Below are 8,496 nucleotides of genomic sequence, written 5' to 3'. Positions count from 1 at the left end.
GGCGGCGGGCGCCGGCTTGCGCGATGCCAGCCACTTCTGGAAGTCCTGCTTGCTCACCGCCTCGACCACGATCGGCATGAAGCCGTGGTCCTTGCCGCACAGTTCGGCGCACTGGCCGCGGTACACCCCGGGGGTGTCGATGCTGGTCCATGCCTCGTTGATGATCCCGGGGATGGCGTCCTGCTTCCAGCCCAGCGCCGGCACCCACCAGGCGTGGATGACGTCGTCGGCGGTGATGACGAAGCGCACCTTGGTGTTCACCGGCAGCACCAGCCGGTTGTCCACGTCCAGCAGGTAGTGCGGGTCGTGCTCGGCCGTCGGCACCGCGCCGCTCTGCCGCAGCCGGTCGGAACTGCGCGCCAGGCGGCTGGTGAACGAGACGTTCTCGCCCAGGTATTCGTAGCGCCACATCCACTGGTAGCCGGTGACCTTCACCGTCATCTCGGCATCGCGGGTGTCGTACATCGCGATCAGCTTGGCCGTGGCCGGCCACGCCATCACGATCAGGATCAGCACCGGGATCACCGTCCACACGATCTCGGCCTTGGTGTTGTGGCTGAACTGCGCCGGCACCGCGCCCTTGGACTTGCGGAACTTGAAGATCGCATAGGCCATCGCGCCGAACACCAGCACGCCGATGACCACGCACACCCACAACGCGACCATGTGCGCGTCGTAGGCGTTGCGCGCGCTCTGGGTGACGCCCCTGCCCATGTTGAGCTGCCACGGCTTGGGATCGGCCGATTGCGCCCACGCCAGCGGTGCGGCTATCGCCGCCGCCAACGCCATCCCGCCCCTGACCGCCTGTTGCACCCACCCGCCGCGTTGCTTCATTGCCTAGACCCCTTGGAGCGTCATCGGTTGCGGCCGGTCACGGCCGCGAGCAAGCCTTCCAGGGTCTGCGCCAGTTGCCGGCGTTCGTCGGGGCCGAGGAATTCGCCGACCCTGACCTGCTTGCCGCTGGATGCCAGCACCACCCTGTCGTCGCCTTCGATCCGCAACCGCACCCAATGCGGGTGGGCGCGGAACGCCGGCGTTCCTGCATTCGGACGGGTCACTTCCACGCAGGCCGGACCCACCCGGATATCCTCTTCGCGCTCGCCGCCACGCCACGACCAATGCAGCGCGAGCGCCACCACGATGCTGTGCAACAGGGCGAACGCAGGCGCGAACACATTGCCGGCGAGCCACCCCAGCCCAGCCACGGCCCACATCGCCCCGGCCAGTGCGACGAACAACAGAACGAATTGCCGGGCATTCAACGCCCGCGGCGGTCGCAGCCGCAGCTGCGTACCCGACCCCTCCGGAGAAAACGGAAACATTTCGATCATGTCGAACCGCCGCTTCCGAACCGCTCGTGCCCGAGCCGCGAGCACGCCTGGATGGTAGCCCCCGGCCTGCGCGGCGGCAAGCGCGCGTTCACCACAAAAAATGCTGTAGCGCAACAAGATGTGCGTTCAGCCTGGACGCGTCCGCCATCGCCGTGGCGATGCCGGCAACCCCCTGCGCGTGCAGGCGCTGACATAAAATAGCGGGCTCTGTCCCTGGCCTTTCCCGCATGAACGCTCTGCCTGGCGCCGGCTCTGTTCCGGCGATGCCGTCCGCGTCTCCTTCGCCCTTGCTGTCCCCCGAACTCCCGCCCGCGCCGCAGGCCCTGCGCGCGGCGATCACCGCCGCCTGGCTCAAGGACGAAGCCGAACACGTACGCGAACTGCTCGAGCAGGCGCGCCTGCCCGCGGCCGACCAGGCCAGGGTGCAGGCGCTGGCCGCCGACCTGGTCACCCGGGTGCGCGCCCGCGCCCAGGACCAGGGCGCGATCGAGGCCTTCATGCGCCAGTACGACCTCGGCAGCGAAGAAGGCGTGCTGCTGATGTGCGTGGCCGAAGCGCTGCTGCGCATCCCCGACCAGGACACCGCCGACAAGCTGATCCGCGACAAGCTCGGCGATGCGGACTGGAAGAAGCACATGGGCGAGAGCGACTCGATCCTGGTCAATGCCTCGACCTGGGGCCTGATGCTCACCGGCAAGCTGGTGCAGATCAACGACCTCACCCGCGCCGACGTGTCCGGCGCGTTCAAGCGCCTGATCGGCCGCGTCGGCGAGCCGGTGATCCGTCTGGCGGTGCGCCAGGCGATGAAGATCATGGGCCATCAGTTCGTGATGGGCCGGACCATCGGCGAGGCGCTGACCCGCTCGAAGAAGGGCGACAACGCCCACTACCGCTACTCGTTCGACATGCTCGGCGAAGGCGCGCTGACCATGAAGGATGCGCAGCGCTATCTCGATGCCTACCGCCAGGCGATCCACGCCATCGGCAAGCACTTCGCCGCGCAGCGCCAGCAGGGCGGCGGCAAGGACGCGGTGTTCGCCGCGCCCAGCATCTCGATCAAGCTCTCGGCGCTGTATCCGCGCTACGAGCACGCCAAGCGTGCGCGGGTGATGGCCGAACTGGTGCCCGGCGTGCTGGAACTGGCGCAACTGGCCAAGTCCTATGGCATCGGCTACACGGTCGACGCCGAAGAAGCCGACCGCCTGGAACTGTCGCTGGACATCATCGAGGCCACCTTCTCCGATCCCTCGCTGGACGGTTGGGAAGGCTACGGCCTGGCGGTGCAGGCGTACCAGAAGCGCACCCCGTACACGATCGATTTCCTCGCCGACCTGGCGCGCCGCGTCGGCCGCCGCATCCCGGTGCGCCTGGTCAAGGGCGCCTACTGGGACGCGGAGATCAAGCGCGCGCAGGTCGAGGGCCACCCGGGCTATCCGGTGTTCACCCGCAAGCAGAACACCGACGTGTCCTACCTGGCCTGCGCCAAGCGCCTGTTCGCGCACAGCGATGCGCTGTATCCGATGTTCGCCACCCACAACGCGCAGACCATCGCCGCGGTGCGCGCCATCGCCGGCGGCCGCGACTACGAGCACCAGAAGCTGCACGGCATGGGCGACGACCTCTATGCCGAGGTGATCCCCGCCGACCGCCTCGGCGTGCCCTGCCGCGTGTACGCGCCGGTGGGTTCGCACGAGGACCTGCTGCCCTACCTGGTGCGGCGCCTGCTGGAGAACGGCGCCAACTCCAGCTTCGTCAACCGCATCACCGACGAAGACGTGGCCATCGAAGACCTGATCCGCGACCCGGTCGAGGCCGTGTCCGCATTCGCCTCCATCCCGCATCCGAAGATTCCGCTGCCGGTCGATCTGCTGCGCAGCCAGAACCACAACAGGAAGAACTCCATGGGCGCCAATCTCGCCAACGACAACGATCTGCGCGCGCTGGCCGACCAGCTCAACACCGCGCTCAAGCCCTGGCAGGCCGCGCCGCTGGTGCCCGGCGCGGTGATCGCCGGCGACGCCCTGGCGGTCGCCAACCCGGCCGACCATCGCCAGATCGTCGGCCACTGGAAGCCGGCCGATGCCGCCACCGTGGAGAAGGCGCTGAGCAACGCCGCGGCCGCCTATCCGGCCTGGAACCGCACCCCGGCCGCCAGCCGCGCCACCATCCTCGAACATGCCGCCGACCTGCTGGAAGCGCGCATGCCCGAGTTCATGGCGCTGTGCGTCAAGGAAGCCGGCAAGACCCTGCCCGACGGCGTCGCCGAAGTGCGCGAGGCGGTGGACTTCCTGCGCTACTACGCCGGCCAGGCGCGCGCGCAGTTCGGTGCGCCCGAGCGCCTGCCCGGGCCGACCGGCGAATCCAACGAACTGCAGTTGCACGGCCGCGGCGTGTTCGTGTGCATCAGTCCGTGGAATTTCCCGCTGGCCATCTTCCTCGGCCAAGTCGCCGCGGCGCTGGCCGCCGGCAACAGCGTCATCGCCAAGCCGGCCGAGCAGACCAACCTGGTCGGCCATGCCGCGGTGAAGCTGCTGCACGAAGCCGGCGTGCCGGAGGCGGTGGTGCAGTTCCTGCCCGGCGACGGCGCCACCGTCGGCGCCGCGCTGACCCGCGATCCGCGCGTGGCCGGCGTCGCCTTCACCGGCTCCACCGAGACCGCCCGTGCGATCAACCGCGCGCTGGCCGCGCGCGATGCCGCCATCGGCGTGCTGATCGCCGAGACCGGCGGCCAGAACGCCTTCATCGCCGACTCCTCGTCGCTGCCGGAAGCGGTGGTCAAGGACGCGATCTCCAGCGCCTTCATCTCTGCCGGCCAGCGCTGCTCGGCCGCACGCGTGCTGTTCGTGCAGGACGACATCGCCGACAAGGTGATGACCATGCTGGCCGGTGCCATGGCCGAGCTGAAGGTCGGCGACCCCGGCCTGCTGTCCACCGACGTCGGCCCGGTGATCGATGCCGATGCGCTGCAGATTCTCACCGACCACGCCGCACGCATGGACCGCGAAGCGCGCGCAATCGCCGTGGCCGCCACCGACGCCGCTACCGCCCACGGCAGCTTCTTCGCCCCGCGTGCCTACGAACTGCAGTCGCTGGCGCAGTTGCAGCGCGAGATCTTCGGCCCGGTGCTGCACGTGATCCGCTGGAAGGCCGACCAGCTCGACGCGGTGATCGACCAGATCAACGCCACCGGCTACGGCCTGACCCTGGGCGTGCATTCGCGCATCGACGAGACCATCGAGCGCATCGCCTCGCGCGTGGCGGTGGGCAACGTCTACGTCAACCGCAACCAGATCGGCGCGGTGGTCGGCGTGCAGCCGTTCGGCGGCCAGGGCCTGTCCGGCACCGGCCCCAAGGCCGGCGGCCCGCACTACCTGCTGCGCTTCGCCACCGAGAAGGTGGTGACGGTCAACACCACCGCCGCCGGCGGCAACGCCTCGCTGCTGACCCTGGGCGACTGACCGGCCCGCTTCGGCGCAGCGTTCCGCGCGGAACCTGCGCCGAGCGCAGCCTGCCGCAGCGCGCAGCGCACGCTGCGGACAGGCATAAAAAAAGCCCCGCCGAAGCGGGGCTTTTTCGTGGAACTGCGAAGCGCCTGCGATCAGAACTTGTAGTTGACCGAGGCCGCCAGCACGTTGCCGCTCACGTCGTAGTCGCCGACCAGGCGGTTGCCGGTGGCGCTGGTGGTGGCGATGCTCGGGTCGTTGGTGAACAGGTGGGTGTAGCCGAAGCTGTACTCGGTCTGCTCGGACGGCTTCCAGGTCAGACCCAGCGAGACCCACTTGCGGCTCGCGTCCGGCACGCGCACGTCGCGGTGCTGGTCGGTGGTCGGGGTCTGGTCGTAGGCCAGGCCGCCACGCAGGGTCAGCGTGTCGCTCATGCGGTAGTCGGCGCCCAGCGACACGAAGGTGGTGTCGCGGTACGAGAAGTCCAGCACGCTGTCGGGCTGGTTGGAGGCGAAGTCGACGGTGACCTTGTCGAACTTGCTCCAGGCGGTGCGGGTGACGTCGGCCATCACCGTCCACTGCTCGTTGATGTCGTGGGTGAAGCTGGCGGTGGCGCTGGCCGGCAGCTTGACCGTGGCGCGGCCCTTGGTGTCGACGAAGGTGCCCGGCGCGGCGAAGGCCAACACGGTGGCGGCATTGCCCGGCACGGTGAAGTCGGCGTCGCCGTCGGTGATCTTGTGCTCGACCTGCGAGCGGTAGCTGAAGCCGATGTGGGTGTGCTCGTCGACGCTGAACAGGCCGCCCAGGGTGAAGCCGACCGCGGTGTTGTCGCCCTTGATGCGCGAGAAACCGTCGGCGCTGCCCGGCGCGAAGCCCGGCACGCGGCGCGAGGCCAGGACGGTGCCGAAGTCGATGGCGTTGGTCAGTTCGATGTTCAGGCGCTCGGCGAACACGGACGCGCCGAAGGACACGTACGGGTTGACGTCGTAGGAGAAGGCGAAGTTCAGGTCGATCGCCTGCAGTTCGGTCTTCACGCCGTTGTAGCGGCCGACCCAGTCGCGGTCGTATTCGGTCTTGAAGCCGAACGGCACGGTCAGCGAGGTGCCGAAGTGCATGTTGTTGTTTTCGCCGAACGGCATGTGGAAGTACGCGGCCGGAACCGGCGCGATCATGCCGGCGTCGCCGCCACGGCCACCGGAGATCGGCTGGCCATTGGCGTAGGTGCCGCCATTGCCCTGGTACTTGGCCGAGAACTGGATGGCGCTGACGTCGGCCTGGAACATCTTGCCGTCGAGCTGGCGCATGCCGGCCGGGTTCACGGCGATGATCGAGGCATCGCCGGGGGCGCTACCGGAGCCGGCGAAGGCGCGGCCCAGACCCTTGGCGCTGTTCTCCTTGAGCTGGAACGCGGCGCCGTGCGCCTGGCCCATGGCCAGCGCGCCGACGATGCCGACGGCCAGAGCGGTGAAACGGACGAACTGGGTTGCGTTTTGCATGGCTAGCTTTCTCCGGAAGACGAGTGTCTGTGTTCGCGCCTGCGCCTTCCCGGGCCGGAATGGTCCAGGAATGCGCGCCGGAGTCCCCTCCCGACATACGACGCCGTATGCGAGTATACCCCGCACCGTTAACTAAACAATAACGACATGATGCGTTCAGCTTCGTGTGGAGTCGGCGTGCGTTCAGCCGGATGAAGTCGTTATCGTGGCGTCCCTGGCGGTCTCCGGCTCCCCCGTTCCCTCGCATGTTCGTTTCCATCCCCTCCCGCGAACGCACCACGCTGCGCTGGGCCACGCCGTTGTTGTTCGCGGCGATGTGGCTGGCCTTCCTGTGGTCGATCAGCCGCCCCGACGAGGCGCGCGCGACCCTGTGGCTGGACTGGGGCGCGCTCTCGGCCGGGGTGGGCAGCCCGCGCGACTGGCTGGCCACGGTGCAGGACGGCAGCGTGCTGCGCCTGTTCACCGCGCTGTTCCTGCACGCCGACTGGTCGCACCTGCTCGGCAACCTGGTGTTCCTGCTGATCTTCGGCCTGCCCGCCGAGCGCGTGCTGGGGCCGTGGCGGTTCCTGCTGCTGTTCCTGGGCGGCGGGGCGATTTCCAACCTGGCCGCGGTGTTCGCGGTCGGCACCCCGGACCGGGTGATCATCGGCGCCAGCGGCGCGGTCTCGGCGCTGATCGGCACCTATCTGGCGCTGTTCCCGCGAGCCAAGCTCGGCGTGGTGCTGCCGCTGGGGCTGTTCCTGGAATTCGTGCGCGCCCCGGCCTCGCTGCTGATCGGCACCTGGGCGGCGCTGCAGGTGGTGTTCGCCTACATCGGCCCGGCCTTCGGCATGGTGGCGTGGTCGGCGCACCTGGCCGGCTTCGCCTTCGGCATGGTCTACGGGCTGTACGTGCGCGCGGCAATCGCGCGGCGGCTGCGCAAGCGCAAGGGCTTCTGAGCCGCCTGCGGCAACGGCGCCCGTATACTGCGCGCATGTTCAAGCACCTGTACAAAGTGACTTTCCTCAACCACGGCAAGGTCTACGAGCTGTATTGCCAGCACGTCGGCAGCAGCCATCTGTGGGGCTTCACCGAGATCGGCACGCTGGTGTTCGACGTGCACGACGGGCTGGTGATCGACCCCACCGAGGAACGCCTGCGCGAGGAGTTCGGCGACACCAAGACGCTGCATCTGCCGATGCAGAGCATCGTGCGCATCGAGGAAGTGGAGAAGAAGGGCCAATCGACGATCCGCGACGCGGCCACCGGCGAGAAGGTGGTCACGCCGTTCCCGATGCCCGGCAAGCCACGCTGAGCCGATGCGCATCCTGATCGCCGACGACTATCAGGATGCGGTGCGCCACCTGCCCTGCTTCGCGCGGCTGCAGGCGCACAGCGTGCAGGTGCTGACCGCGCTGGCGCCCGATCGCGAGACCTTCGTTCGGCACGCCGCCGAGGCCGAGGCGCTGGTGCTGATCCGCGAGCGCACCCGCATCGACGCCGCCTTGCTGGCGCGACTGCCGAAGCTGCGCCTGATCAGCCAGACCGGGCGGATCGGCGAACACATCGACCTGGCCGCCTGCACCGCGCGCGGTGTGGCCGTGGCCGAAGGCGTCGGCGCGCCGGTGGCACCTGCGGAACTGACCTGGGCGCTGCTGATGGCCACCAGCCGGCGCCTGCCCGCCTACCGCGATGCGCTGCTGGCCGGACACTGGCAGGCCACCGGCGATGCGCAGCTGGGCCGCAGCCTGGACGGGCTGACCCTGGGCATCTGGAGCTACGGCAAGATCGGCCGCCGCGTCGCCGCCTACGGCCGTGGCTTCGGCATGCGCGTGCAGGTATGGGGGAGCGAGGACAGTTGTGCGCAGGCGCGCGCCGACGGCTTTGCGGTCGCCGCCAGCCGCGAGGCGTTGTTCGCCGAGAGCGATGTGCTGACGCTGCATCGCCGTCTGGTCGCGGCCACCCGCCACCAGATCGGACTGGACGACCTGCTGCGGATGAAATCGGACGCGCTGCTGGTCAACACCAGCCGCGCCGAACTCATCGCGCCCGGCGCGCTGCTGGCCGCGCTGGACGCCGGCCGTCCTGGACAGGCGGCGCTGGACGTGTTCGAGCAGGAACCGGTGCTGGATCCGCAGCATCCGCTGCTGCGGCATCCGCGGGTGCTGGCGACGCCGCACCTGGGCTACGTCGAACAGGGCAGCTACGACCTGTATTTCGGCGCCGCCTTCGACAACGTGCTGGCCT

The 8,496-nt window shown here is 69.0% G+C and carries 7 protein-coding genes; 4 read left to right on the top strand and 3 right to left on the bottom strand.

What is annotated here, in order from left to right; translation table 11 throughout:
* Together coxB and D180_RS19665 are read right to left on the bottom strand one after the other, a co-directional pair.
* On the bottom strand, window positions 1–834 hold an 834-nt coding region (gene coxB / locus D180_RS19670), incomplete at its 3' end, for a cytochrome c oxidase subunit II (RefSeq protein WP_043091409.1).
* Window positions 835–854: 20 nt separating this feature from the next.
* Window positions 855–1,331, bottom strand: a complete 477-nt coding sequence (locus D180_RS19665) for a DUF2244 domain-containing protein (protein ID WP_019796200.1) — start codon at window positions 1,329–1,331, stop codon at window positions 855–857.
* Window positions 1,332–1,594: 263 nt separating this feature from the next.
* On the opposite strand from D180_RS19665, the gene putA reads away from it, so the two are divergent.
* Entirely contained in the window at window positions 1,595–4,789 is a 3,195-nt protein-coding gene (gene putA / locus D180_RS19660; protein WP_043091408.1) for a bifunctional proline dehydrogenase/L-glutamate gamma-semialdehyde dehydrogenase PutA, read from the top strand.
* A 140-nt stretch (window positions 4,790–4,929) separates the two neighbouring features.
* Here putA and D180_RS19655 read toward each other — a convergent pair whose 3' ends face one another.
* Window positions 4,930–6,270, bottom strand: coding sequence for an outer membrane protein transport protein (locus D180_RS19655; RefSeq protein ID WP_017914115.1), 1,341 nt, complete (start codon window positions 6,268–6,270; stop codon window positions 4,930–4,932).
* Between the two features lie 245 nt (window positions 6,271–6,515).
* Between D180_RS19655 and D180_RS19650 the strand changes: the two genes are divergently transcribed.
* From D180_RS19650 to D180_RS19640, 3 genes are all read left to right on the top strand, one after another.
* Window positions 6,516–7,208 carry a rhomboid family intramembrane serine protease gene (locus D180_RS19650; RefSeq protein ID WP_017908049.1) on the top strand — a complete coding sequence of 231 codons (693 nt, stop codon included), beginning with the start codon at window positions 6,516–6,518 and terminating at the stop codon, window positions 7,206–7,208.
* Window positions 7,209–7,243: 35 nt separating this feature from the next.
* Window positions 7,244–7,564, top strand: a complete 321-nt coding sequence (locus D180_RS19645) for a DUF1820 family protein (protein WP_017908048.1) — start codon at window positions 7,244–7,246, stop codon at window positions 7,562–7,564.
* A 4-nt stretch (window positions 7,565–7,568) separates the two neighbouring features.
* A partial coding sequence (locus tag D180_RS19640) for a D-2-hydroxyacid dehydrogenase family protein (protein ID WP_017914114.1) occupies window positions 7,569–8,496 on the top strand: 928 nt, incomplete at its 3' end.

Source organism: Xanthomonas sp. SHU 166, assembly GCF_000364685.1.
Taxonomy (GTDB): domain Bacteria; phylum Pseudomonadota; class Gammaproteobacteria; order Xanthomonadales; family Xanthomonadaceae; genus Xanthomonas_A; species Xanthomonas_A sontii.
This window is presented reverse-complemented; position numbering and strand designations above follow the sequence as displayed.

Bases quoted from the DNA above. Each gene is read 5' to 3' on its own strand.
- D180_RS19665 (WP_019796200.1), bottom strand. From the start codon at position 1,331: ATGATCGAAATGTTTCCGTTTTCTCCGGAGGGGTCGGGTACGCAGCTG.
- putA (WP_043091408.1), top strand. From the start codon at position 1,595: ATGCCGTCCGCGTCTCCTTCGCCCTTGCTGTCCCCCGAACTCCCGCCC.
- D180_RS19655 (WP_017914115.1), bottom strand. From the start codon at position 6,270: ATGCAAAACGCAACCCAGTTCGTCCGTTTCACCGCTCTGGCCGTCGGC.
- D180_RS19650 (WP_017908049.1), top strand. From the start codon at position 6,516: ATGTTCGTTTCCATCCCCTCCCGCGAACGCACCACGCTGCGCTGGGCC.
- D180_RS19645 (WP_017908048.1), top strand. From the start codon at position 7,244: ATGTTCAAGCACCTGTACAAAGTGACTTTCCTCAACCACGGCAAGGTC.